Origin of the sequence: Lutibacter sp. TH_r2 (assembly GCF_033101135.1) — a bacterium.
Lineage (GTDB): Bacteria > Bacteroidota > Bacteroidia > Flavobacteriales > Flavobacteriaceae > Lutibacter.
The window spans coordinates 358,772-383,021 of record NZ_JAWMPV010000001.1 but is presented as its reverse complement, the minus strand read 5'-3'; the positions used below and the strand labels follow the sequence as shown (position 1 = coordinate 383,021).

General features: G+C 31.2%; 20 protein-coding genes. 14 read left to right on the top strand and 6 right to left on the bottom strand.

Going from position 1 to position 24,250, the window contains the following annotated elements; all coding sequences use genetic code 11:
- Nucleotides 1-3 precede the first annotated feature (3 nt).
- The 3 genes from R3X25_RS01575 to R3X25_RS01565 all read left to right on the top strand — a co-directional run bounded on the left by R3X25_RS01575 (nucleotide 4) and on the right by R3X25_RS01565 (nucleotide 4,704).
- Complete coding sequence (locus R3X25_RS01575; RefSeq protein ID WP_317671185.1) at nucleotides 4-972, top strand: hypothetical protein; 969 nt, start codon at nucleotides 4-6, stop codon at nucleotides 970-972.
- Nucleotides 973-975: 3 nt separating this feature from the next.
- Entirely contained in the window at nucleotides 976-2,790 is a 1,815-nt protein-coding gene (locus tag R3X25_RS01570; RefSeq protein ID WP_317671183.1) for a beta-agarase, read from the top strand.
- Between the two features lie 96 nt (nucleotides 2,791-2,886).
- Nucleotides 2,887-4,704: an arylsulfatase gene (locus tag R3X25_RS01565; protein ID WP_317671181.1), complete on the top strand. Its 1,818-nt coding sequence runs from the start codon at nucleotides 2,887-2,889 to the stop codon at nucleotides 4,702-4,704.
- Nucleotides 4,705-4,863: 159 nt separating this feature from the next.
- Here the strand turns inward: R3X25_RS01565 and R3X25_RS01560 are convergent, their stop codons facing one another.
- From R3X25_RS01560 to R3X25_RS01550, 3 genes are all read right to left on the bottom strand, one after another.
- Complete coding sequence (locus R3X25_RS01560) at nucleotides 4,864-6,183, bottom strand: family 43 glycosylhydrolase (RefSeq protein WP_317671179.1); 1,320 nt, start codon at nucleotides 6,181-6,183, stop codon at nucleotides 4,864-4,866.
- Between the two features lie 9 nt (nucleotides 6,184-6,192).
- The gene (locus R3X25_RS01555; RefSeq protein WP_317671177.1) at nucleotides 6,193-7,470 is read right to left on the bottom strand and encodes a glycoside hydrolase; all 1,278 of its coding nucleotides are present in this window, start codon (nucleotides 7,468-7,470) and stop codon (nucleotides 6,193-6,195) included.
- 132 nt (nucleotides 7,471-7,602) lie between these two features.
- The gene (locus R3X25_RS01550; protein ID WP_317671175.1) at nucleotides 7,603-8,463 is read right to left on the bottom strand and encodes an AraC family transcriptional regulator; all 861 of its coding nucleotides are present in this window, start codon (nucleotides 8,461-8,463) and stop codon (nucleotides 7,603-7,605) included.
- A 154-nt stretch (nucleotides 8,464-8,617) separates the two neighbouring features.
- Here R3X25_RS01550 and R3X25_RS01545 point away from each other — a divergent pair, with 154 nt between their 5' ends.
- The 11 genes from R3X25_RS01545 to R3X25_RS01495 all read left to right on the top strand — a co-directional run bounded on the left by R3X25_RS01545 (nucleotide 8,618) and on the right by R3X25_RS01495 (nucleotide 20,829).
- Complete coding sequence (locus R3X25_RS01545; protein WP_317671173.1) at nucleotides 8,618-9,637, top strand: uroporphyrinogen decarboxylase family protein; 1,020 nt, start codon at nucleotides 8,618-8,620, stop codon at nucleotides 9,635-9,637.
- On the top strand, nucleotides 9,637-10,311 hold the full coding sequence (locus R3X25_RS01540) for a corrinoid protein (RefSeq protein ID WP_317671171.1): 675 nt from the start codon (nucleotides 9,637-9,639) through the stop codon (nucleotides 10,309-10,311). Before R3X25_RS01545 ends, R3X25_RS01540 begins: the two co-directional genes overlap by 1 nt.
- Entirely contained in the window at nucleotides 10,311-11,687 is a 1,377-nt protein-coding gene (locus R3X25_RS01535) for a uroporphyrinogen decarboxylase family protein (RefSeq protein WP_317671169.1), read from the top strand. Before R3X25_RS01540 ends, R3X25_RS01535 begins: the two co-directional genes overlap by 1 nt.
- Nucleotides 11,688-11,798: 111 nt before the next feature.
- Nucleotides 11,799-12,692 carry a CobW family GTP-binding protein gene (locus R3X25_RS01530; protein ID WP_317671167.1) on the top strand — a complete coding sequence of 298 codons (894 nt, stop codon included), beginning with the start codon at nucleotides 11,799-11,801 and terminating at the stop codon, nucleotides 12,690-12,692.
- A gap of 4 nt (nucleotides 12,693-12,696) precedes the next feature.
- Entirely contained in the window at nucleotides 12,697-13,401 is a 705-nt protein-coding gene (locus R3X25_RS01525; RefSeq protein WP_317671165.1) for a vitamin B12 dependent-methionine synthase activation domain-containing protein, read from the top strand.
- 151 nt (nucleotides 13,402-13,552) lie between these two features.
- Nucleotides 13,553-14,704 (top strand): cytochrome P450, encoded by a 1,152-nt coding sequence (locus R3X25_RS01520; protein ID WP_317671163.1) that lies wholly within the window; start codon nucleotides 13,553-13,555, stop codon nucleotides 14,702-14,704.
- A gap of 40 nt (nucleotides 14,705-14,744) precedes the next feature.
- A complete protein-coding gene (locus R3X25_RS01515) occupies nucleotides 14,745-15,053 on the top strand; it encodes a 2Fe-2S iron-sulfur cluster-binding protein (protein ID WP_317671161.1) in 309 nt (102 codons plus the stop codon).
- Nucleotides 15,053-16,294, top strand: a complete 1,242-nt coding sequence (locus R3X25_RS01510; RefSeq protein WP_317671159.1) for an NAD(P)/FAD-dependent oxidoreductase — start codon at nucleotides 15,053-15,055, stop codon at nucleotides 16,292-16,294. The genes R3X25_RS01515 and R3X25_RS01510 overlap by 1 nt, the downstream gene beginning before the upstream one ends.
- Nucleotides 16,295-16,308: 14 nt before the next feature.
- Complete coding sequence (locus R3X25_RS01505) at nucleotides 16,309-17,424, top strand: Zn-dependent alcohol dehydrogenase (protein WP_317671157.1); 1,116 nt, start codon at nucleotides 16,309-16,311, stop codon at nucleotides 17,422-17,424.
- A gap of 2 nt (nucleotides 17,425-17,426) precedes the next feature.
- Nucleotides 17,427-18,227: an alpha/beta hydrolase gene (locus tag R3X25_RS01500; protein WP_317671155.1), complete on the top strand. Its 801-nt coding sequence runs from the start codon at nucleotides 17,427-17,429 to the stop codon at nucleotides 18,225-18,227.
- Between the two features lie 58 nt (nucleotides 18,228-18,285).
- Entirely contained in the window at nucleotides 18,286-20,829 is a 2,544-nt protein-coding gene (locus R3X25_RS01495; RefSeq protein ID WP_317671153.1) for a sugar-binding domain-containing protein, read from the top strand.
- Nucleotides 20,830-20,904: 75 nt separating this feature from the next.
- Here R3X25_RS01495 and R3X25_RS01490 read toward each other — a convergent pair whose 3' ends face one another.
- The 3 genes from R3X25_RS01490 to R3X25_RS01480 form a co-directional block, all read right to left on the bottom strand.
- Entirely contained in the window at nucleotides 20,905-21,672 is a 768-nt protein-coding gene (locus R3X25_RS01490; RefSeq protein WP_317671151.1) for an IclR family transcriptional regulator, read from the bottom strand.
- 72 nt (nucleotides 21,673-21,744) lie between these two features.
- On the bottom strand, nucleotides 21,745-22,776 hold the full coding sequence (locus tag R3X25_RS01485) for an L-rhamnose/proton symporter RhaT (RefSeq protein WP_317671149.1): 1,032 nt from the start codon (nucleotides 22,774-22,776) through the stop codon (nucleotides 21,745-21,747).
- A 9-nt stretch (nucleotides 22,777-22,785) separates the two neighbouring features.
- Entirely contained in the window at nucleotides 22,786-24,243 is a 1,458-nt protein-coding gene (locus R3X25_RS01480; protein WP_317671147.1) for an aldehyde dehydrogenase family protein, read from the bottom strand.
- Nucleotides 24,244-24,250: the final 7 nt, after the last annotated feature.

Genomic DNA, 24,250 nt, shown 5'->3' with positions numbered 1-24,250 from the left:
ATCATGAGTAAAATAAATTATCTAAAATCAACCTTATCAATACTAGTTATTGTAATTTTTTCCTGTAAAATGTTGGCGCAAGACGTCGATAAGGTAATGTTTATAAAATCTGTTCCAGTTGTAATGAAAACACAAAGTTCATTTCAATTTAAAATAGGTTATGTAGCAACTGAAGACAGAGATATAAGCGTTGAAATGAATGGAGGTCCAGAAAAATTTTGGGGAAGTAGAACCATAAAAGTTAGCAAAGGTCAAGGTATAAAAGATATTGTTTTAAGCCCTCCAAATATGCCAGCAGTTGGTTCTGGTTATAGATTAATTTTATCTATAAAACCTCGTGGTGGAGATTGGAAAACAACTATAGCTGCTCGTGTAATTAATAATTTAGAATTTGTTAAAAATGATTTGCGTTTTGTGGATGATGCTTCATTTTCACTAGCTACACCAACAGTTCTAGAAAGTGCAAGTGTTTACAATTTTGAATTAGATTATAATGTTAGTAAAGAGCATTTTGTACAAGTTTCAATTTGGAGTGGAAAAGGTTGGCTTGCAACTTCAAAAAAAATTAAGGTAAACCCAGGAAAAGGATCTACAAAGGTTGCAATTCCTATAGAGCCATTAGAGGAAGGTAATAAGTATAAGTTTGTGCTAACATTTGGAACTCAAGATGATTTTGATAATAAAACGTATGCACAAAAAGAAATGTCTGGAATAATAATTGTAAAAGCAACAAAAAAGCTAACAATAAAAGAAATTAACGAAAAAAGTATCCAGATTTCGCTTAATAAAGAATCAGAAATATTAACATTACCAGGAGATCCAATATATGATTCAATAAGAATTATTGCAATGAACGGTCAGCCGTTACTAGAAGTTGCAAATTCTAATTCTATTAATATTTCACAACTTCCTCAAGGAGCATATTTCGCTATTACAAACACTAATGATTACTACAAATTCGTAAAATTTTAAACAATGAAAAAACAGTCTATACTATTATATATTAGCTTATTTATTTGTGCAATTTCAATTGCGCAAAATAAAGTAAGTGTAGATTTTTCTACACAAAAATTTATTGGAGATCAAAGTGAGTTAAATAGAGAAAAGTATTTTTCAATGCATACATCTTATACAGATGGATCTTTAGCTTCTGAATCTAATTATTTGTTTAACAAATTAGGAATTCATTTTGGAAGAACCTTTGGAGGGCCAAAACCTTTTAGAGGAAATAAAACTACAGTGCCAAATATAGCAGATGCTAAAAAATTCGCAAAAAGTAGTGCAGCTCATTATACAGGATCCGAAATGTTTAAAGATTTTGGAACAACAGATTTGGTAATTACAGACCATCCAAAACAAGCATTCCAGTTAAATGTAGATTATGCTAAAGTGGCAGAATTCAATGCCGAATTTATTAAAAATGCATATCCAATAATGCCAAAATATTATGAAGTAATGAACGAACCTTTTGTGCATGCAAAAGACTTTGTTAAAACTTGGGCAGAGACAAATATGGTAATTACTGAAATGAGTAAGCTTTATAATGAAGTTGGAAAAAAAGTACATGAGCAAGTGCCAAATATAATGGTTGGAGGATATTGTTCAGCTTGGCCAGAAGTTGATATGAAAGATTTTGATCATTGGAATACTAGAATGAAACAGTTTATGGACATTGCCGGAGCAAATATGAAGTTTTTCTCCACACATATTTACGATGGAAGAAATGTAACAGGTAATTTCACGTATCGTTCTGGAAGTAATTCTGAAGCAATTTTAGATTTAATTGAAGCCTATAGTTATAAAAAGTGGGGAGTTGTAAAACCTCATTTAATTTCAGAATATGGTTATACATCTAAAGGAATGCAAGGAAAACCTTATTCAGCTGAATCAGACGGTATTTGTTTAGTTTCATATAACAGAATTTTAATGTCTTTAATGGATAAACCAGATAGACTTTTAAAAGCAATTCCATTTATTACAGGAAAAGCAACTTGGTTTTACAGCGATACTAGAAACCTTGACGGAAACCCATATCCTTGGGTATTGTTAAGAAAATTAAAAAATGGAACGTATAAATATACGCATCTTAAAAAATTCTATGAATTATGGAAAGGAGTTGAAGGTAAGAGAATTGATGTAGCTTCAAATAATCCAGATATTCAAGTAAACGCTTTTGCAAAAGCTTCTAAAATCTATGTAGCTATCAATAGTTTAGTAGAAGAAGAACAAAAAGTTAACCTAGAATTTTTGAATAGTAGTTTAGAGCAAATTAAAAATATAACAATTAGAAGATTATATTCAACAAGTACTGGAATTCCTAAACTTGTGTTTTTTACAAATATTAGTGCAATAAGCGAACTTGATTTAAAAGCTGGGGAAACTGTAATTTTAGAGATTGATGTAAATCAAGTTAATTTCAAAAAAACAGTAACTGAAGAGAATTTTTATTCAAAAACATATTTGCAACCAATTAAAGCAAATACAGCAATTAGTTTTGATATAGAAAATGTTGAAGTCTCTGGAAATGGAAGAGCAACTTTAAAAATGGGATTAGGTAGAAAACACGATTTAAGTAAACAACCTAAAATTTTAGTTAATGGTAAATCTATTGAAGTACCAACTAATTGGGCAGGTTACGATCAGAAACCAAGAGATGGCTTTTTTGGTGTAATTAATGTTCCTTTTGATTATTCATATTTAAAAGCAGGAACAAATAAAGTTGATATTACTTTTCCTGATGCTGGCGGACACGTAAGTTCTTTAATTTTAAATGTTGAAAATTATAAATAATAAAATTCAACATACAAGGTAATATTATAGACAAATGAATTAAGGCAAATGTTTAAAAATCAAAACCTTTGTCTCTAATTAAACTTTTAAATAAAAATGAAATACGCTAAATTTTTTGTGCTACTAGTTTTAACCATTGTTAGTTGTACAGCAAAAGAAGTAAAAATTGAAACTAAACCAAATGTTGTTTTAGTAATAACAGACGATCAAGGATATGGGGATTTAGGCATTCATGGAAATGAAATAATTAAAACACCAAATATTGATGCTTTTCATAGTGAAAGTTATCATTTAACTGATTTTCACGTTGGACCAACTTGTGCTCCAACACGTTCAGGTTTAATGACTGGTAGATATGCAAATAGCGTAGGTGTTTGGCATACTGTTGGTGGTTGGAGTTTATTACGTCAGCAAGAAAAAACAATGGCCGATATGTTTACCCAAGCAGGTTATAAAACAGGAGGTTACGGTAAATGGCATTTAGGTGATAATTATCCGTTTAGACCAGAAAATAGAGGGTTTCAAGAAACTGTGATGCATGGTGGAGGTGGTGTTTATCAAACTCCAGATTATTGGGGAAATACGTATTTTAACGATACTTATTTTAAAAATGGTAAGCCTCAAAAATATGAAGGGTATTGTACGGATGTTTTCTTTGATGAAGCTACAGAATTCATAAAAAAGAATAAAGACGAACCTTTCTTCTGTTACATTTCTACAAATGCACCGCACGGTCCTTACAATGTGCCATTAGAGTATTACAATATGTATAAAGATATTGATGAGAATACTTTAAGTGATACTCAAAAGCGTTTTTATGGAATGATAACAAATGTTGATGATAACTTTGGAAAACTTCGTGAAACTTTAGAAGAATTAAAAATAGCAGATAATACTATTTTAATTTTTATGACGGATAATGGTTCAGCTGCTGGTTATAAGTACGATAAAAAGACAAAAAAAACTCTAGGGTTTAATGCTGGTATGAAAGGAGCTAAAGGAAGTGCTTATGAAGGTGGGCATAGAGTGCCATTTTTTATTCATTGGAAAAATGGGAACATAACTACTTCTAAAGATTTTTCTCAATTAACGGCTAATTTAGATATTATGCCAACTTTGGCTGAATTATGCGGAATAGAATTACCAAAGAATGGAATGCCAATAGATGGTAAAAGTTTAGTGCCAATATTTAAAAATCCAGAGTTAGAAGATAACCGTATGTTGGTTACAGATTCTCAACGTTTGCAAGAGTTAAAAAAATGGAGAAACTCTTCTGTTATGCAAAACAAATGGCGTTTAATTAACGGAAAGGAATTATACAATATTGAAAGTGATAAAGGGCAAAAGAATAATTTAGCTGATGAAAATCCAGTAAAAGTTAAAGAAATGCGTGATTTCTACGAAAAATGGTGGAAACAAGTTTCAGTTCAAGGAGGCGAAGAAGTTTACATTCCAATTGGAACAAAATTTGAAAATCCTACTACATTAACTTCTCACGATTTACATTCAATGAAAGAGAAAGAGTTTTATGCTTGGAATCAGGTTTACACTAGAAATGGAGCAATTGCAGAAGGTTATTGGAGTATTGATGTTGCCGAAGCTGGAGATTATGAAATTTCATTAAGAAGATATCCTATAGAGTCTGGTTTAAAAATAAACACAACAACTCCAAAAATTACCTCTGAAGATGTACCTGGTTTAGAAAAAACGATTCCTGAAGGACAAAATTTAGGTTTTGTAAAAGCCGCAATAAAAATTCAAGGAATTGAAGATCAAAAAGAGTTTGCAAATGATAGTGAATCGGTTAATTTTAATGTGAAGCTAGAAAAGGGAAAAACACAATTTGAAGCAAGTTTCTTTAATAAAAAAGGAGTTGAATACGCTGCTTATTACGTGTATGTAAACAAAAAATAAGTTAGAATTAGCATATAAAAATAGGCTGTCTAAAAAGTATTGAACCCGTCATTCTGAATTTATTTCAGAATCTCAACATATTGATAATTAATAATTTTGAGAACCTGAATCAAGTTCAAGTTGACGAAAAATTTAACTTTTTAGACAACCTCTTTTTATTTAATTGAATTTAAACCAATCAATACTAAATTCGGAATCAGAATTATTTTTAAAAGTGAAGTGTAAAGCGTGTTTACCTTTATTTATTTTTTTGATAGAACCAGTTGAAATTTTATAAGCTGTATTTTCATTTTTTGGTTTTATAGTTATTGTGCCAATTAACTTTCCTTTAGCATTATCTAATCTAATTTCAATAATTCCCTCTGAATTTGGACTCGTTTTAACTTCAAAACTAGTAAGTTTATCTTCAAAAGAAAAGTATTTATAAATAGCAGTATCATTGTTTTTAATTTCAGATAAACCTTCTGAAATAATATCTTTTTTGCTAATAGTTGAAACTCTAACATTTCCAGACAAGCCACAAGTCCATTCAGCCTCAATTCTATTTGTTGGATTTAGAGGTTTTCCAGCACCTTGTGATGTCATTTCTACTTCATCAATTGTTCCATCTTCATTAAAATAAATAGGTTCTATACATGCTTTTCTAAACTTTTGGGAATTATTTGTTGAACGGTGGTAAAAAACATACCATTGCCCTTTAAATTTTTCAATGGAACCATGATTATTCCAGCTAGATGGATCACAATTATAATTATCTATAATTACACCTTTATATTCAAAAGGTCCCATAGGTGAACTCCCAATAGCATACCCTAAACAAGTTGGTCTGTTTTCTCTACTGTCATCAGCAAAAACTAAATAATACAAATCTCCAATTTTTCTGATGGAAGAACCTTCGTGAAATGCAACGTTTCCTTTTTCATCTAACGGGTAAATGATGGTAGATTTGTCAATCTCCATCATATTCGGTTTTAATTTTGCAACCTTCGGTTTTCCTTGTCCCCAAAAATAATAGGCTTGTCCGTCATCATCAATTAACACAGCTGGATCAATGCCAAAAGCATCTTTTATTTGTTTACCATTTACAAACGGACCATTAGGATTTTTACTTGTTGCCACACCTTCAATTTTTGGTTTTCCAGGTGAGCAGAAATATAAATAATAGGTTCCGTTTTTATAGGCAGCATCTGGAGCAAATAGTAAATTATCGTGAAATTTAACTTGATCATTTTCTCCTTTTGAAGCAAATACATTCTCTGTAATATCCCAATCAGTTAGGTTTGAAGTGCTTAATACATGATGTGTATATGAGCACCAATAATCGTCACTTTCATCACGAGATCCATAAATATATAATTTGCCATCTTTCCAAACGTGCGCTTCAGGATCTGCAATATACATTCCTGGTGGAGTTATTGGGTTTTGAGCAATAATTTCCTGAATTGACATTAACAAAAGTAGCGTTAGAAATATTCTCATTAGTAAAAATTATTTTTTTGAATTTAAAAGCTCCTGATTTTCTTTAGCAATACGTTCGCGTTGTTTTTTGTTCAATCCATATTTAAAATATAAATCATTTGGAAGTAAAACATTAGATCTTTTTAAACTTGGATCGTTTGTACTTTGACTTAAATCGCAATCAAAACGTCCTAGTTTTGAGTACATTTTACCCCAATTATTTCCTGCATTTATAAAGTGAGAAATTCCCCAAGTAATTCCGTCTGCATTTTTGCTATCTGTAAAGGCATCAGGAGAAAATGGACCTCCAGCAGTTGGTAATAATTTTGTAGTTGCTGCAACTTCAAAATTTACCCAATCTTTAGCATATTGAATGGTAAAATGTTCAATTCCGTCTGTTCCAACAATAGCTGCAACACCTTCTTTAAAAGGAAATAACATTGTTTCGTGTCCAGAGTTTATTACAGGATTTAAGGGATGTTTTGTAAAAGGACCTTCAGGTGAATCTGCAGTAGCAACTCCCCAACAATCCCAGTGTTTTCTGTTGGCATCACGTTCTCCTAAACCAGATTTATAATAAATATAAATTTTACCATTATGTACTAATGGATACGGATCGTGAATAACTCTGTGATCCCATTCATCTTCTGCTCCAAAAGGTATCACAACCTGATTTAAAGGAGTCCAAGGTCCATCAGGAGAATCTGCATACGACATAGCAACAGGACATCTATCACTTCCTTTTTTAGCTTTTCTATTACCACTTGCCGAACTGAATGCTTGATAGTACAAATAGTATTTCTCTTTCCATTTTAAAACATCAGTTGTTGCAACAGAACGCCAACCAGGATTTGGTTTTGGTGGTCGAGGTACAGCAACTCCTTGTTCTTCCCAAGTAAAACCATCTTTACTAGTTGCATACCAAATCTCACATAAATCCCAATCTACTGAAGGAATGGAATCGTTATGTTTTTCATAACCTTGTGGCTGTGTTGGTGTGTTTCTATGTGTATACCACATATAGTATTTACCATTTTCAAAAATTACTTTTGAAGGATCTCTTCGAGTAATTGTTCCATCTCCATTGTTATAATCAAATCCTTTTAATTCAGTGTATCTAAAGTTGGAGTATAATTCATTGTCTAAAAGTCTTGGAGCTTCATAATGTTCAAAACTACGTTTCATTGCAGCGCTCAATTCTCTATCAGAATTTAAATTTTTTAAGTAAAGTGGAAAAGGTTTTTGCTCTTTCTGTGAGCAACTGATAAACAATATTGAAAAAGTTATCAGACTTGTAATTAATCTCATAATAGATTTATGTTATTGGTTAATTCTATATTTTGAATAAATTTAATCAGTAAATTTTTCCTATTAAAAAAATAAAGAAGAATTCATAATTAAATAACCATATGAGATAAATTATTAATCATTCATTTAGAACTATTTTACAATTAAGTAATTTTTTTTGAAAACTAAAGGTGAGCAGTTCATAAATTTTTGAAATTGTCTATAGAAAAAAGGTAAACTTTCATAACCGCAATCGTAAGCAATTTGACTAACTTGTTTGTTGGTTTCAATAAGCATTTTACAAGCTAAATTTATTCTATATTCATTTACAAATGTAAAAAATGACTTATTTAAAGATTTTTTAAAAAACCTACAAAATGCTTCTTCACCCATAGAAACTAGGTTTGAAACGTCTTTTAGTTTTATTTTTTTTGCATAATTTTGTTCTACAAAATTGTATACTTTATCTATTCTATTGTTTGTTTTAATATTTAAATTAGGTGTAAAGTTAATTGAAGTTAAATTTTTTGAATCATTCACACTACTTAATGAGTCTAATAAATTTATAAACCCAATTAATTTTTTAAAGGGCTCTTGTGTTAATAGATTCGTTAATTTTTCGAATGTATTTTTACTGACTTTATTGGAAAATTTAATTCCTAATGAACCCTTTTGTAAAAGCTCTTTAATACCTTGGAACTCACTTTTGTTTATCCAATCTTTTCCTAGTAGATTATTATCCCATTGAAAAACAATAGATTTAACGGTTCCTTTGTTTTGAGCAGAATCTTTCCAGCAATGCGGTAGATTTGAACCGAGCAGCACAAAATCTCCTGCTTCAAATTTTTCAACATTGTTACCTACGTATCGGATTCCTTCACCTTTTACAATATAAGTCAATTCAAATTCAGGATGAAAATGCCATGGTGCACCAAAAGTTTCATCTTCATAAATAAATGCATGTAATGAGCTGTTTTTTGCTGGCGATACTTTTTCGAATTGAGCTTTTAACATTGGTTTGTTTTATTTTCAAATATAATCAATAATATCAATAAAAGTAAAAATATGATTTTAATCATGTCAAAATAAGGTATTATAAGGCTAAAATCAAAGTAGAATGTAGCGTTTAGTTATTTTAAATTTGATTTAAATCTAAATTCACAATAAGATGACAAAAAGAGAAATAATTAAAATGGTGCTAAACCATGAGAAACCACCATATGTGCCGTGGTCTTTTAAATTTACAAAGGAGCCTAAAGAAATGCTTGAAGAACACTTTAAATCGGATGATTTAGATATTACTTTAGGAAACCACATTTTAAATTTAGGTAGCGATATTGGGTTTTTTGATGAAGTTAAAAAAGACCACTTTAAAGATGTTTTCGGAGTAGTATGGGATAGATCTGTTGATAAAGATATAGGAATGCCTGTTGAAGATATTATTAAAGAACCTACAATGGAAGGATTTGAATTCCCAAATCCTCACGACCCTAGATTCTTTGCAAATATTGAACCTGAAATTGAGAAAAAACCTGATTTATTTAGAGTATTTCAAATAGGATTTTCTTTATATGAAAGAGCTTGGTCAATGAGAGGTATGGAAAACTTATTGATGGACTTTTATTTGTATCCAGATTTTGTTCACGAACTTTTTGAAAAAATTGCAGATTACAACATCGCTCAAATAGACAAAGCACTAGAGTATGATATTGATGCTGTTTATTTTGGTGATGATTGGGGACAACAACACGGTTTAATTATGGGAGCTGATTTATGGAACGAGTTTATGTATCCACAAATTAAGCGTATGTATAAAAGAGTAAAAGATGCAGGAAAATATGTAATGATTCACTCTTGTGGAGATGTTGATGAATTATTCCCAGCATTAGTTGATGCAGGTTTAAACTGTTTCAATCCTTTTCAACCAGAAGTAATGGACGTGCACCAAATTCATAACGACTATTTAGGAAAATTGTGTTTCCACGGAGGTTTATCAATGCAAAAAACATTGCCTTTTGGAACTCCTGAAGAAGTTAGAGAAGAATCTTTAGCTTTACTAGAAATGGGTAAAAAAGGTGGATACATTTTTTCTCCTTCTCATTCAGTTGAAAGCGATACTACATTAGAAAACATATTAACATTTATTGAAATTGCTCAAGCGCAATTAAAAAAAGAAGAACTAGCGTAATGGAAGAATTATTTAATAAAATATCGGATTGTGTAGAGTTTGGTAAAATTAACAAGGTTTCGCCATATCCACCAAATATGAAAGATCAAGACGGAGCAGATGAATTAACAGTTCAGGCTTTGGAGCAAGGAGCAAGTGCACGTGAAGTATTGGAGAAAGGCTTAATACTTGGTATGGAAAAAGTAGGTGTTAAGTTTAGAGAAAATAAAGTTTTTGTTCCTCAAGTATTAATGTCTGCAAAAGCTATGAATACGGCTATGAATCATTTAAAACCGTTGTTTGCTGCTGGTAATACAGATAAAAAAGGTGTGTTTGTAATAGGTACAGTTGCCGGAGATTTACACGATATTGGTAAAAACCTAGTATCTATGATTGTTGAAGGAAATGGTTACGAAGTGATTGATTTAGGAACTGATGTTCCTGCACAAAAATTTATTGATACAATTAATGAATTTCCAAATGCAATTATAGGTCTTTCATCGTTACTAACTACAACAATGGCTAGTATGGAAAACATTGTAAAAGAAATTAAAGCAGCACATCCAAACCAAAAAGTAACAATTGGTGGAGCGCCTATAACACAAGAATTCTGTGACCAAATTGGTGCAGATAATTTTTCAGCAGATCCACAAGGTGTTGTTGAATTTATGAATAATCTTAAAATGTCAGCATAATGAACGGTTTAGAATTAGTAAAAGCAGCTATGAAACGTCAGGAAGTGGAACGTGTGCCTTGGGTACCATTTGTTGGTGCGCACGCAGGACACTTATTAGGCTTAAATGCTACCACTTATTTTAAATCTGAACAACATATTATTGATGGTGCAGAGGAAGCGATAAAAAAGTACAATCCTGATGGAATTCCAGTAACTTTTGACCTTCAAATTGAAGCTGAAGTGTTGGGTTGTGAACTAAAATGGTCTGATGATAATCCGCCGGCTGTAGTTTCTCATCCTTTAGCAGATGGAAGTTTAAAATTAGAAGATTTAAAAGTTCCTTGTCGTTGTAAAGGTAGAATTGCAACGGTAATGAATGCTGCTACAAAAATTAAAGAAGCACATCCAGATGTTGCATTGTATGGCTTAATTACGGGTCCTTTTACGTTAGCATTACATTTAATGGGTACAGATATTTTTATGAAATTATTTGAAGATCCAGAGTATGTTGGTAAAGTAATGGATTACTGTACTAAAGTTGGTAAAGCAATGAGCAACTATTATATTGAAGCTGGTTGTGATGTTGTGGCTGTGGTTGATCCAATGGTTAGCCAAATAGATCCAATGTCTTTTGAAATGTTTGTTTCACCTTATTGTAAAGAAGTTTTTAGTCATATTAGAGAATGTGGTGCATTGAGTTCTTTCTTTGTTTGTGGAAATGCTACACAAAACATTGAAGAAATGTGTAAATGTGAACCAGATAATATCTCAATTGATGAAAATATTCCATTAGATTTCTTAAAAGAACAATGCGATAAGTATGAAATCAGTTTTGGTGGAAATATGAAGTTAACTTCTGTTTTACTAATTGGTACTCCTGAAGATTGTAAGTTCGAAGCAATAGAATGTATGGATATTGGTGGTAAAAAAGGATTTATTTTAGCTCCTGGTTGCGATTTACCAATGGCAACACCTCCAGAAAATTTAGAAGCTATCGCAGAAATTGTTCACGATGAATATCAACAAGATGTGTTAAGAACAAAAGGTCAAACAGCTAAAGATGTTGAGTTATTAGATTTAGAAAATTACTTTACTAATGATAAAGTAAAAATAGATGTAATTACGTTAGATTCTGAAGGTTGTGCACCTTGTCAGTATATGATGCAAGCTGTTGAATTAGCTGTAAAAGAAATTGGAGCAGATAATATTGAATATGTAGAGCATAAAATTAAAAACCAAGAAGGTATTCAAATGATGTTGAGTTTAGGTGTTAGAAACCTACCAACCATTTGTATTGATGGTACTATTGAGTTTATTTCTATTATTCCTCCAAAAACCGAATTGGTTAAATGTATTCAAGGTCATTTAGATAAAAAAGCTGTTGTTAATTCATAATATTACTTAATTCGTCATGCTGAACTTGTTTCAGCATCTCATCAGATTGGTAACTAATTAGGATGTGACCCTGAATCAAGTTCAGGGTGACGTTCGTTTATAAATAAAAGAATGATTGCAGACTTAATTCTTATTAGTGGATTTTTAGGCAGTGGTAAAACAACATTGCTTAAAAATCTACTTTCTTTACATAAAGGAAAAAGAATTGCTGTCATCCAAAACGAATTTGCACCAAGTGGTGTAGATGGAAAAGAGTTAAAGCTTAATGATGAAGGTTTTAAGCTTGTTGAAATTAATAATGGCTCCGTTTTTTGCGTTTGCCTGTTAAGTAATTTCATAGAAAACATTACCAAATTAATTGAAGAATACAATCCTGAAATTATTTATTTAGAAGCATCCGGAATTTCAGATCCAATTTCTATTTGCGAATTATTAAATAAAGACGAAATAAGTAATAAGGTTCGTTATGCTGGCGCTTGGTGCGTAGTTGATGCCTTAAATTTTGAAAAAAGTGCCGTTTTTGTACAACGAGCCAAACATCAGGTTAGAGTTGCGGATAAAATAATATTGAATAAAATAGATTTGGTTAATGAAACTAAAATTGAAGATGTAATTCAAAAAGTAAAAGAAATAAATCCATTTGCAGAAATAGAGCAACAACAGTTTTGCAATGTGCAATCTGTTAAGTTAAATCAAGTAACTAAAATTCCAACAATTACAACTGAAGATTCGCGACCTGAAGAAATAAAAACGGCTGTTTATAGAACAACTGATATTATTTCAGAAGAAAAATTAAACATTTTTTTAAAAGAATTGACAGCTATTAGTATTCGAGCAAAAGGTTTTGTGAGAGTTGCAAATAACCAGTTTAAGTTATTTCATTTAACGTATAATAATTTCGAAATTATTCCATTGGATAATTATACAGGAAGCTGTGAAATAATAGCTTTTGGTGAACAAATGAGTTTAAAAACATTGAGAGAATTATTTCAAAAAAACAAATGATATAGTGAAAGGTACATTTACATATAAAATAGATTTTTCAGAAATAAAACTGGAAAAAGAGGAGATTTCTTCGTTTATGGGATTAGGTCTAGTACCTGAAGAACCTTTTAATAGTATGATTGATACTGCTATTGAATTGCTTTCAAACAATAAAAATATTGAAGGTGGATTTACCATAAAACCTGTAACCAATTTTTCTGCTAAAAAAGGAATTATTTCTGTTGAAGATAAAATATTTGAAACAGGTAGAATGATTACTTCATTTTTAAGAAATGCTGAATACGCTGCATTATTTACTTGTACTGCAGGATATGAGGTTGAAAAATTGAGTAAAAAATTTAATGCTGAAGGAGATATTGTAATGAGCTATGTTGTAGATTCAACCGGATCAATGCTTGTAGAAGGAGCAATGGATTTAGTTTATGAAAAACTAAAAACTATGGTAAGTTTAAACAACCTTTCAGTAACAAATAGATACAGTCCAGGTTATTGCGATTGGTTGGTAAAAGATCAGCAAAACTTATTTTCTTTTTTCCCAAAAGGCTTTTGCAATGTAACTTTAAGTGAAACTTCATTAATGAGTCCTGTAAAATCGGTAAGTGGAATTGTGGGTATTGGAAAAGATGTAAAATACCTTGGTTACATTTGTGATACTTGCAAAAATAAAACCTGTGTTTACCGTGCAAAAAAAATGTATGTAAGGCATTAAAGATTAAATAGTCTTTATTGCTTATTTTGACTGTATTATCTTCTATTTTTAATGTTTTAATCAAAATAAGCACCTTTAAAGCTAATAATGGTTATAGTTTTTTCATTAAGAATATTCATTTTTGAAAATAGAAACTACAAAACCAATTATAATGAAGAATAGCAAAATTTCAGATCCTTTTGAAAAAGAGAGACTAGAAAAAGGTTACGGCGAAATGGATGACCAAAATGATCCTGTAACTATGGTCTTACGTCATAAAGATGTTCGTAGATGCGCACATAATCATAAAACATTTCAATCTGGTGCTGAACCTGGAAGAATTGTAGTTCCTTCTGAAGTTAATATCAGAGACATTCGCCAAATTCCATTTGAAGTAGATCCGCCTCAACATGGTGCTTATAGAGCAGTTGTTGAAGATTGGTTTAAAAGACCTTTAGAAGAAGAATATACGGAGCAGTTAGAACAAATAATTGGTGATGTAGTTGATGAAGCTTTAACTAAAGATAGCGTAGAGATGATTAAAGATTTCTCGTTAGTGTTACAATCTCGCGCATTAACCTTATTATTTAATGTGCCTTTTTCTGAATCAGAGACTTGGATTTCTTGGGGAACTCACGTATTTAGAAGCGAAGAAACTGCTTTAGACGCTTCAAAAGCTACTATTTTATACGATTATATAGATGAACAATTAGATTATTACGAAAAAAATTTAGGTGAAGATTTTTATTCAACATTATTAAAAGCAGAAGTTAATGGTGAAAAATTAACTAGAGAAGAAATTAAAGGTGTTGTAATTTTAACATTTGCAGGTGGAAGAGATACCGTTATTAATGCAGTAACAAATTCAATAGCATATTTTGCTGAAAATCCAAAATCACTAGAACAAATTAAAAACGAACCTCAAATTTTAAACTTTGCAATAGAAGAATTGGTTCGTTATTTCTCACCTTTAACGCATATGGGACGCGTTGCAACTGAAGATACACAGGTTTGTGAGCACGCTGTTAAGGCAGATACCAGAATATCTTTAAACTGGGCTTCTGCAAATAGAGATGAAACAGTTTTTGAAAATGCAAATGAAGTGGTTTTAGATAGAAAAATGAATCCACATGTGGCATTTGGGTTTGGAACGCACAATTGTTTAGGAGCTACACATGCTCGTCAAATTTTAAAAGTATTAATTCAAACACTAATTAAAAAAGTGAATTCAATTGAAATTTTGGAAGCTGATGAAAATATTGAAACGCTCGGAGACCTTAAACGAAAAGTTGGTTTCAATAGTATTAAAATGAAATTTAACTAGAATAAAAGATATTACTAAAACTAAAAAAAATCAAAATAAAATGGCAAAAATAACATTTGTAACTCAAGGTAATGAAACTATAACTGTTGAAGGAACAGCAGGAAATGTAATGGAGTTGGCAGTTCAAAATAAAATAAAAGGAATTGATGGTAACTGTGGAGGAGTATGTTCTTGTGCAACTTGTCACGTTCATGTGGAACCAGAGCACTGGGATAAAGTTGGAGCTCCTAACACAATGGAAAGTGACATGCTAGAGTTTGATGAAAAAGTAAGTGACCACAGTCGTTTATCTTGCCAAATGAAAGTAACTGAAAATTTAGACGGAATTGTTTTAAAAGTAGCAAATTAATGTCTAATAAAACTTGTGTAGTAATTGGTGCTAGCCACGCTGGAGTAAATTTTGCTTTTTCATTACGAAGAGAAGGTTGGAGAGGTGAAATTATATTGTTCGATAGTGACCCTGAAATACCTTACCACAGGCCTCCGTTATCTAAAGCTTATTTATCTGTTGAAAATAATTCAGAATTAGATTTATTATTTCCAAAACAAAATTACCAAACAGAAAATATCACTTTAAGGTTAGGTGAAACAGTATCAAAAATAGATAAAGATTCTAAAGAAATTACGTTGTCTAATGGTGAAATTCAATTTTATGATAAATTGGTTATTGCAACTGGAGCAAGACCTTTTATTCCTCCAATTAAAGGAATAGAAACAGCAGTCAATTTGTTTCCAATGAGAACTTTTGCTGATACGGTGAATATTCAAAATGCTATAAAAAAATCTAATGAAAAGCGAGTTGTAATTATTGGTGGTGGATATATTGGATTAGAAACTGCTGCTTCATTAAAAAAGTTAGGAGCAAAGGTTATTGTTCTTGAAAGAGAAAATCGTGTTTTAGAACGTGTAACCGCACCTCAAATGTCAGACTTTTTTAGTAAATTACATGGAGAAAATGGTGTTGATTTATTAACCAATAAAAATGTTGTTTCAATAAAAAAATCTGAAGGTGTAAATGAGGTTATTTGTGATGATAATACTTCATACATAGCTGATTTAATAGTTGTAGGAGTTGGAATAAAAGTCAATTTAGAATTAGCTCAAAAAACTGGTTTAGTAATTGAAAACGGAATTAAAGTTGATGAAACTACAAAAACCAGCGACGAGAATATTTATGCAATAGGGGATTGTACGTATCATTTCAACTCGCATTACAATAGATATATTAGATTAGAATCTGTTCAAAATGCGGTGGATCAAGCTAAAGTTGCTGCTTCAACTATTTGTGGAAATGATGTAAAATACAATGCTATTCCTTGGTTTTGGTCAGATCAATACAATGTGAAGTTGCAAATGGTTGGACTTTCTCAAGGGTATAATGATGTAATTCAGCGTGTTGAAGAAGATAATGAAAAATGCCAATCGGTCTGGTATTTTAAAGATGATGAGTTATTAGCTGTTGATGCCGTTAATAATGGAAAAGCTTACGTTTTAGGTGGCCGGTTTATAAAAGGAAGAACTGAAATTGATAAAATAAAATTAAGAGATACTAGCATTGTAATTAAACCAACTAGTTTCTTAAAAGACTAACTAAATAAGTAAAAATGAGTATAAAATGTAAAGCTGCAATTGCAAAAGGAGATGGTAGTTATTCTATTGAAACAATAGAAGTTCAAAACCCAAAAGAAGATGAAGTACTTGTTGCAATAAAAGCTGCTAGTTTATGCCATACAGATCACGATTCTTTAAATTGGGGAAAACCAATTGTAATGGGACATGAAGGTTCGGGTATTGTTGAAGCAGTTGGAGCAGATGTAAAAAGTGTAAAAGTTGGTGATGCAGTAATTTTAAATTGGGCAACTCCTTGTGGTGAATGTTTTCAATGCAAGCACGAAAACGAGCATATTTGTGAAAATAATTCTCCAGTTGTTGCGGGTGCAAATGGTTATACACCAGGTCACGCACATAAAGAGGGAACAACTTGGAACGGAAATACAATTGAACGTTCATTTAATATTGGAACCATTTCAGAATATACATTGGTAAAAGAATCTGCGGTTGTTAAAAACCCAATTCAAGATATGAATCATTCTTCTGCAAGTATTATTAGCTGTGGAGTTATGACAGGTTTTGGATCTGCGGTAAACACGGCTAAAGTTGAAGTAAATTCTTCAGCAGTTGTTTTAGGTACCGGAGGAGTTGGATTAAATGTTATTCAAGGAATTAAAGTTTCAAAAGCTTCAAAAATTATTGCTATTGATGTAAATCAACAAAGGTTAGATATGGCAGTTGAATTTGGAGCAACACACACAATTTTAGCAGATAAAAATGATAAAGGCTTACTAAATGCAGCTGAAAAGGTAAAAGAAATGACTGATGGAAGAGGTGCCGACTATGCTTTTGAGTGTACTGCTATTCCAGAACTAGGAGCAGCACCATTAGCTATGGTTAGAAATGCTGGAACTGCAGTTCAAGTAAGTGGAATTGAGCAAGAAGTTTTAATTGATATGGCTTTGTTTGAATGGGATAAAAAATATATCAATCCTTTGTATGGTAAATGCAATCCGCAAAAAGATTTTCCCAAAATTGTAGAACATTACCATAAAGGTGAAATTATGTTAGATGAAATGATTACCAGAACATATCCAATTGAAGATTTAGAACAAGCTTTTGATGATATGCTTACAGGTAAAAATGCAAAAGGTGTTATTGTTTTTTAATAATGAACAAATCAAAATTTAGAACAACAGAAATTTCGAACCCTGAATTTGAAAGTAATAACCTTCGTTTTATTACCGTAAAAACTCTAAACTTAAAGGGTAGAGGCGATATTTGTGTATTTGTTCCTCCAGGAGAAAACTTAAAAGATTTACCAATTGTTACGCTACTTCACGGAGTATATGGGAGTGCTTGGATTTGGGCGCATAAAGCTGGAGTTCATTTTACTGCGTTAAAAATGATGAAACAAGGTATTATAAAACCAATGGTTTTAGCAATGCCTTCCGATGGTTTGTGGGGCGATGGTTCTGCTTATTTACCACATAACAATAAGAATTTTGAAAGTTGGATTGTAGATGATGTAAACCACGCAGTTATTGAAAATATAGATTGTGTTAGTAAAAAATCAGATTTATTTATTTCAGGACTTTCTATGGGAGGTTATGGTGCTTTGCGTTTAGGTGCAAAATATTCAGAAAAATACAAAGCAATTTCAGGTCATTCTTCAATTACAAATAAAAATCAAATGCATTTGTTTGTTGAAGAAAATGAAGATAATTACAATCAAGAAAATTCAATAGACGAAGATGTTTTTGAAATTATGCTTCAAAATAAAAATAGTTTGCCACCAATTAGATTTGATTGTGGTAAAGATGATTTATTAATTGAACACAACAGAGAGTTGCATCAAAAGTTAACTTCAGAAAACATTCCACATATTTATAAAGAATTTGAAGGAAAACACGAGTGGAGTTATTGGGAAGAACATATTAAAGACACACTAAAATATTTTAACAACTACTAACTTAAAATTCAATAATTAAAATTTAAAACCAAATATCTATTTATTTAAAAACAACCAAATGAGAAACACATTTTATGTATTAATTACATTTCTAATTCTAACTTCTTGTAGTCAGAAAAATACAGAAACTAGAATTATTGAAGATTTTAATTATGATTGGAAATTTAATTTAGGAGTTAATAACGAAGCTTTTCAAACAGAATTTGATGATAGTTCTTGGGAAAAATTAAATGTCCCACACGATTGGAGTATTGAACAAGGTTATACCAAAGAAAACACTGCCGCAAGTACTGGTTTTGTTGAAGGAGGAATTGGTTGGTATCGTAAAGATTTTAGCTTAAATGCTAACGATAAAGGTAAACAAATAAACATTCTATTTGATGGCGTTTACAACAATTCAAAAGTTTGGATTAACGGACATTTATTAGGTGATAGACCAAGTGGATATAGTTCTTTTTCATATAACTTAACTGAACATTTAAACTATAATGGTAACAATGTAATTGCTGTAAAAGTAGATAGAACTGCTTATGCCGATTCTCGTTGGTATACAGGTTCTGGAATTTACAGAAAAGTGCAATTAATTAAAACTTCTCCGCTGCATGTTGCACAATGGGGAACTCAAATTACAACACCAAAAGTAGCTAGTGAATCTGCTGAAATTTTAGTTGTTACAAAATTAGAAAATAGCAATAGTAACAATCTAAATAATGTAACCTTAAACTATACAATTCTTGATAAAGAAGGACTAAAGGTTGCTGAATTATCTTCTAAAAGTGATAAATTATTAATGGATAAATCAACAATAACAGTTGATAATCCAAAACTTTGGGGAATTGAAAATCCTAATTTGTATACTTTAAAAACAGAAGTTTTTCAAAATGAAAAATTAGTTGATGTTACAACGGAAAAATTTGGTATTAGATCTTTCAATTTTGATGCAAATAAAGGATTCTTTTTAAATGGAAAGAATGTGAAAATTAAAGGTGTAAATCTACATCACGATGCTGGAGCAGTTGGTGCAGCAGTGCCAAAAAGTATTTGGGAATATAGAATAGACAAATTAAAATCTATTGGTGTAAATGCCGTTAGAATGGCTCATAATCCTCATTCTGTTGAATTAATGGAAGTTTGTGATGAAAAAGGGATTTTGGTAATGGCTGAAGCTTTTGATGAATGGTTTAACGCTAAAGGAAAAAACAAAGTTTATATTGGTGATAATGCTGCGAAAGGAGAAATAGCAAAATCTTATCCTGTTCATTTTAATGAATGGGCTGAAAGAGATTTAAAAGATTTAATAAAAAGAGATTTCAATCACCCTTCAGTATTTATGTGGAGTATTGGAAATGAAATTGAATGGACTTTTGGACATTATTCAAAAACATTTAATGAGGTTAATAAAAAATCAGGAGATCAAGGTTATGAGTTAGTTCCTACATACAACGTTAATGATATTAAAGAAATATTTGACAAAAACTCAAAAGGTGAAGATTTACTAGCAAAAACTGCAAATCAACTTGTAAAATGGGTAAAAGAAGTTGATACTACAAGACCAACAACCTGCGGAAGTGTTTTGCCTTCTATTGGATTAACAAGTGGTTATGGAACAGCTGTAGATGTATATGGTTTTAATTATAGAGCTTCAGAATATGATGTTGCACACAAAGCATTTCCTAATTTAAAAATTTTAGGAACAGAAAACTGGGGAGCATATAGTGAATGGAAAGCTGTTAAAGAACGTGAGTTTGTTCCTGGAATATTTGCTTGGACAGGTTTTGCTTATTTAGGCGAAGCTGGTCCTTGGCCAAGAAAAGGCTTAAATATTTCATTTTTCGATTATGCAGGATTTAAAACTCCAAGAGGTCACTTTTTTGAATGTTTATGGAAGTCAGAACCAAAAGTGTATATGGTAACAACTCCAGCCAAAGAATCTGAATTTTCTTTTACTGAAAAAGAAGGTTGGAAATTTGATATGCAATACTCAGCTCCTCCAGTATGGAAAATGTTAAGAAAATGGGAATGGTATAAAACATACCCAAAATGGAAATATGAAAATGATGAAGCTATTGTTGTACAAACGTATACCAATTGTGAAGAAGCTGAATTGTTTTTAAATGGAATTTCTTTAGGTAAACAAAAATTAGTTGATGTTACTAAAACAGACAATATTTTAAAATGGTTGGTTCCTTATAAAAGTGGAGAATTGAAAGTTGTAGGTTATAATAATGGTGAAAAAGTTGATGAATACCTATTAAATACAACTGATAAAGTTTCAAAAATTGAAATTGAATCGACTAAAACAACCTTAAGTGCAGATGGTTATGATGTGGCAATAATTACTGCAAAATTAGTAGATGAAAAAGGAAATTTAATTGTAGATAAAGATCAAGAAATTGAATTTATTGTAGATGGTGAAGTTAAAAATTTAGGAGTTGATAATGGTTGGGAAATGAATGTACAACCTCATAAAGCAACTAAAGTTGTAACACATAACGGTAAGGCTATAATTCTAATTCAGTCAACAAAAAAGAAAGGAAATAGTAAAGTTTCAGCTAAAAGTGACAAAATTGAATCAGAAATTTTAGAAATAGTTTCTGAATAATTATATGCAAAAAAATAGAAAAGCCGAGTATAATATTATACTCGGCTTTTTTATGAAAATTGCTTGTTAAAGAGTTTAACCACCAATAAATTGGTTTATTTTTTGTTGTGCTATTTTTAACTCATCCAAAATTTTATTAATGTCAAGTTCTTCTAAACTTGAAGAGAAAATAGAAACTGCTAATACTGCCGTTAATTCTGAATTATTTAATCCAATAGGAACAGCAATATCTGTAATTCCACTAGTTAGTTTACTTTTTGCCGAACGGTATCCAATTTCAGTTACTTTATTTATAGAATTAAATAGACTTTGTTGTTCTGTTTTATTCCATTTTTTAAAGTATACATCTCTAGCTAAAATATTTTTCCTTTTTTCATTAGAAAACATAGATAATAAAACTCTTCCAGAAGTAGTCATAGATAAAGGGAAATGCGTTCCTTCTTCAATAGATAGTGAAACTGCATTTGGACTTCGCATTTGTGAAATAATCAATAATTGATCATTATTCATAATACTTAAATGGCAAGATTGTCTTGTTTTTTCAGAAAGTGCTTGCATAGGGTAATGAGCCACACGTTTTAACTCATCAAAAGGCGTGTGTGTATGTGATAAACTATACATTTTTAATGACAATCTATATTTCCCAGCATTTGAACCACGTATTAAATAACCACGTTGTTCTAAACAAACTAACATTCTGTATATTTCACTAGGTGTTTTATTAATGCCTTGAGCTATTTCTACTTGAGATAGTGGAATCCCTTCTTTTGAAAGGAATTCAATAATATCCAGACCTTTATCTAGAGCGGGAGCATTATATTTTACTTTAGTTGTTTCTGCCATAATATGTAAACAAATCTATTAGTTATTTTTTTAAGAGCATAATTTACTGGGAATGTTCTTAAAAAATAAGAGTTAAACTATTGAATTACCAAAAGCAACTAGTATAATTCCAATTGTCATTATTGATAGTCCACTATACAACCAATTTTTACTTTTTGAACCGGCATTTTTCCATTCACCAGAAAAGATTCCTAATAAATTAGCAACCATAATACAACCTGTTTGAAAAATTGCAAATCCTACGGATGTTCCTAAAGGACCTAATTCGTAAGCACCCAATCCATAAATGATCAAAGAAGCGCAATAAACTATAGCCATTATTAAAAGGTAGAATAGGTTTTTAGAACTGTTTTTATGGTTGAAATTGGACCAACTTTTATTTTTGGTAAGTTGATAACCAAAGTAAATCATAATTGCAATTCCACTTCCTATGAATGATGGAAGCATTACTGCCAAACGCGCTACCCAAGATTCGTTACCAAATTGTTCTTGTGAAATTTGACCAATATGTCCAATGTTATCTGCAACGTGATATGCTAAATTAAATCCTGCTGCTGAAATTCCTCCAATAACACAAAGTATAATACCATTTCGCATTGTATTATTGTTTGAAGACGTTTCTTTAGTAGTGCTATTTTCATGCTGTTCACGTAATAAGCCAGCTTTACCGTTTGCAATAATTCCTAGCATAATTATAAAGATACCGCCGAGAATAAACATTCCGCCAGGTGTTGTTAATTTATCAGCTCCACCCATAAAAAAAGGTAACAAAGATCCTGATAACGTAGAAACTCCAATTAATAGTGAAAAACCTAAAGCCATACCAATTTTTGAAATGCTAATTCCCCAAAGTAAATTACCAATTCCCCATAAAATACTTAAACCGAATATGGATAAGAAAATTGAAGTAGGAATTTGCTTATAGGTTGCTCCAAGTCCATCTACTAATGCAAAAGTTGAAATTATGGGAACAACAAACATTGCTAATAGCCAAAAGCCACTCCATAAATTTTCAACTTCGTAGTTTTTTACAAATTTACTTGGGTACGCATAAAATCCGAGCATTATTGCGGCCAGTAAGACCCAAAATATTCCTATTCCCATAACTTGATTTTATTCGTAGTTTAAATAAATGGTTCTCTTTTGAAGGTAATGATCAATTCCAAAAACTCCATCTTCACCAGCGTTACCAGAAGTTTTATGACCTGAATGATAACCTTGAATATTTCCAATAATTTGTTGATTGATAAATATTGTACCAACTTCTAAAGAATCAATTGCTCTTTGATGCAATCTATAATCGTTTGTGTATAAATATGCTGAAAGTCCTTCTTCTCTGTTATTAGCTAAAGCAACAGCTTCATCAAAACCATTCACTTTTACAATTGGCATAACAGGCGCAAATAATTCTTGACTTACCGTTGCACCATCTCCTTTTACATTTCCTAAAATAGTAGGAGCGTACCAGTTTCCTTTTTCGAAGTATTCTCCATCAGGAATATCTCCACCAAGCAATAATTCAGCACCTTGAGAAACATTTTGTTTTACTAAAGCATTAACACGGTCTAAACCAAATTTACTAACGTTAGGTCCCATATGTATACCTTCAGCAAAAGGATCTCCAACCTTAATTTGTTGTGTGCGTTTTACCACTTTATCTGTAAATTCATCGGCAATTTTTTCATCAACAAAAACCATTTCATTACAAATACATACTTGTCCACAATTTGCATAACGTGAAATTACAGCAGCTTCCACAGCTTTGTCAATATCTGCATCTTCACAAACAATAAACGGCGCTTTACCACCTAATTCTAAAATTAATCCAGTAATATTTTCAGCGGCAGCTCTGTACATTGCTCTACCAGCTCTTGTACTTCCTGTTAATGAAATTAATTTTGTAATTGGACTTTCAACTAATAATGAAGCGGCTTCGGCATTTTTTGTTGAAACCATATTTATGACACCTTTTGGTAAGCTAGATTCATCGACTAAACGACAAAATTCTGAAGCAGTTGTAGGTGTTAATTCGTGCGGCTTGATAATCATTGTATTTCCAGTTGCTAAAGCCGGACCAATTTTACGGCCAATCAACGCTAGCGGATAATTAAATGCACATAAACCTACAGTTACTCCATAAGGAACTTTGTAAATAGACAATCTTTTATTTGGTTGTTCTGCAGGAAAAATTGCACCTTGAATTCTTCTGGCAGCTTCTGCAGAATAGGTCATATAGGTAATAGTATCATCAACTTCACCCAAAGCTTCAGGATATGTTTTACCTTGCTCCATAACTAAAAGTTTTGCGAAATGTTCGCGTTCAGCTTTTAATTTATTGGCAATTTCAATAATGTGTTGAGCTCTTGTATTTGCAGGAGTTAATCCCCAAGCAATTTGAGCTTTTTCAGAAGATTCTAAAGCATATTGAACATCATCTTTTGTACAAGCAGTAACTGTTGCGTACACTTCATTATTAACTGGGTTTTCTACTTCAATAACTTCTCTTATATTATCATCTAACCATTCTCCGTTAATGTAGCAGGAATAGTGTTTTATAGTTGTTGAATTCATATTTGGT

Coding starts and splice junctions, on each gene's coding strand:
- R3X25_RS01485 (WP_317671149.1), bottom strand. CDS start 22,776: ATGGGAATAGGAATATTTTGGGTCTTACTGGCCGCAATAATGCTCGGA.
- R3X25_RS01480 (WP_317671147.1), bottom strand. CDS start 24,243: ATGAATTCAACAACTATAAAACACTATTCCTGCTACATTAACGGAGAA.
- R3X25_RS01545 (WP_317671173.1), top strand. CDS start 8,618: ATGACAAAAAGAGAAATAATTAAAATGGTGCTAAACCATGAGAAACCA.
- R3X25_RS01520 (WP_317671163.1), top strand. CDS start 13,553: ATGAAGAATAGCAAAATTTCAGATCCTTTTGAAAAAGAGAGACTAGAA.
- R3X25_RS01540 (WP_317671171.1), top strand. CDS start 9,637: ATGGAAGAATTATTTAATAAAATATCGGATTGTGTAGAGTTTGGTAAA.
- R3X25_RS01530 (WP_317671167.1), top strand. CDS start 11,799: ATGATTGCAGACTTAATTCTTATTAGTGGATTTTTAGGCAGTGGTAAA.
- R3X25_RS01555 (WP_317671177.1), bottom strand. CDS start 7,470: ATGAGATTAATTACAAGTCTGATAACTTTTTCAATATTGTTTATCAGT.
- R3X25_RS01570 (WP_317671183.1), top strand. CDS start 976: ATGAAAAAACAGTCTATACTATTATATATTAGCTTATTTATTTGTGCA.
- R3X25_RS01560 (WP_317671179.1), bottom strand. CDS start 6,183: ATGAGAATATTTCTAACGCTACTTTTGTTAATGTCAATTCAGGAAATT.
- R3X25_RS01550 (WP_317671175.1), bottom strand. CDS start 8,463: ATGTTAAAAGCTCAATTCGAAAAAGTATCGCCAGCAAAAAACAGCTCA.
- R3X25_RS01515 (WP_317671161.1), top strand. CDS start 14,745: ATGGCAAAAATAACATTTGTAACTCAAGGTAATGAAACTATAACTGTT.
- R3X25_RS01510 (WP_317671159.1), top strand. CDS start 15,053: ATGTCTAATAAAACTTGTGTAGTAATTGGTGCTAGCCACGCTGGAGTA.
- R3X25_RS01490 (WP_317671151.1), bottom strand. CDS start 21,672: ATGGCAGAAACAACTAAAGTAAAATATAATGCTCCCGCTCTAGATAAA.
- R3X25_RS01565 (WP_317671181.1), top strand. CDS start 2,887: ATGAAATACGCTAAATTTTTTGTGCTACTAGTTTTAACCATTGTTAGT.
- R3X25_RS01495 (WP_317671153.1), top strand. CDS start 18,286: ATGAGAAACACATTTTATGTATTAATTACATTTCTAATTCTAACTTCT.
- R3X25_RS01535 (WP_317671169.1), top strand. CDS start 10,311: ATGAACGGTTTAGAATTAGTAAAAGCAGCTATGAAACGTCAGGAAGTG.
- R3X25_RS01575 (WP_317671185.1), top strand. CDS start 4: ATGAGTAAAATAAATTATCTAAAATCAACCTTATCAATACTAGTTATT.
- R3X25_RS01505 (WP_317671157.1), top strand. CDS start 16,309: ATGAGTATAAAATGTAAAGCTGCAATTGCAAAAGGAGATGGTAGTTAT.
- R3X25_RS01500 (WP_317671155.1), top strand. CDS start 17,427: ATGAACAAATCAAAATTTAGAACAACAGAAATTTCGAACCCTGAATTT.